Below are 1,247 nucleotides of genomic sequence, written 5' to 3'. Positions count from 1 at the left end.
AATCAAATAATCACTATAAAGATCAAGCATATCCATTTAATTCCCTCCCTAAAATTAAGGGCGGAATTCTAATGCTTTTTAGTCAAACTACAAGTTTATGTGCGTAACATGAGTAACTTAGGCATAAATATAAAGCTGCTATTATTTAGGCATAGCATATACCGTCTATTATTCAAAATTAAATCAGTAGCGCCTCTGCTCAATTTTAAGGACTTCCCCGATGTTGATTTTAGACCTTATTTACTAGTATAGGGGGGAGGTCCTGGTGGCCGGTACCTTGATTGATGAAATGTATAAAATATTACCCATTTCAAAGCCTATTTTGTATTGATATTAGGCTACTACTGATTCGTATTAGTTTTCTAAAATCGAAAAACCTTAACGCATGCGGGATTTATTATTAAAATTATTATCCACTTGCTCAGGCTCTATCTCTTCTCTTGCTTGAGAACCAAAAAAGCCATGCGGATTACCTTGGGTCTGCTTAAGATAAAAGGAGAGGTTGGTAAGGCCATCAAGCTTTAAGGCATGATAGCGGTCAGAGACATTTGCGGCGTTAGGGTCAAGGGCAAGCAAAGAATGAACTTGCATTTTAAACGAATGACTACTGGTAAACGAATCCCCGTATTTCTGAGTTAATTGAGCTACACATTGGGCTTGCTCCTCAGCGCTGAAATTAAGGCAGGCAAGTGGCTTAGCACTGTCTGGGTCTAGGGTAGTGACATACTCCTTATAAGCCTCATTCATGGCCTCTTTGTTGTTCAGGGTTGCTATTTTGGTTTTAAATAAACTTAAGGCAAAATCCCGCACTTCTTGCCTGATGTCGTCGTCAGTAAGTAGTTTTAGTAAAGGATGGCCGATTACTGATTGGAATAAGCGGCGTTTGACTCCGGAATAACACGAAGGCTTATCTCCCTCTAAATCATCGTATTCTTCTCTAATACCTTTATGTTCACGGGTTTTATCCCAATTATGTGCCCGGCCAATGAGCATCAACTCACGGATAAAATGCTCAATTCGCCCTTCAAGAGTATGGCCATCGGTAGGTGGGATAGCGTCATCTTTGGCAGCAAGCCAGCAGAGGGCAATTAGGAACTGGTATTCTTGAAAACTAGACCATTTTAGACTTCGGTCTTGTTCATCCACATAGACGTAAGAAGCCTGTTGATGCATCCAATAATTGGGTTTAGACAGATAACGCCAAGCACTGTGGCAGGGGTTTTTATAGTATGCTTTTAGCGCTTCTT

General features: G+C 40.3%; 1 pseudogene. It reads right to left on the bottom strand.

The window, feature by feature from the left end:
- Positions 1–378: 378 nt before the first annotated feature.
- Positions 379–1,247: pseudogene (locus ELY15_RS16335) on the bottom strand (hypothetical protein); the annotation flags it as partial.

Source organism: Legionella sp. km772, from assembly GCF_003989735.1.
Taxonomy (GTDB): Bacteria; Pseudomonadota; Gammaproteobacteria; order Legionellales; family Legionellaceae; genus Legionella.
Note: the sequence above shows the minus strand (reverse complement) of the source record. Positions and strands in the feature narration are given on the sequence as shown.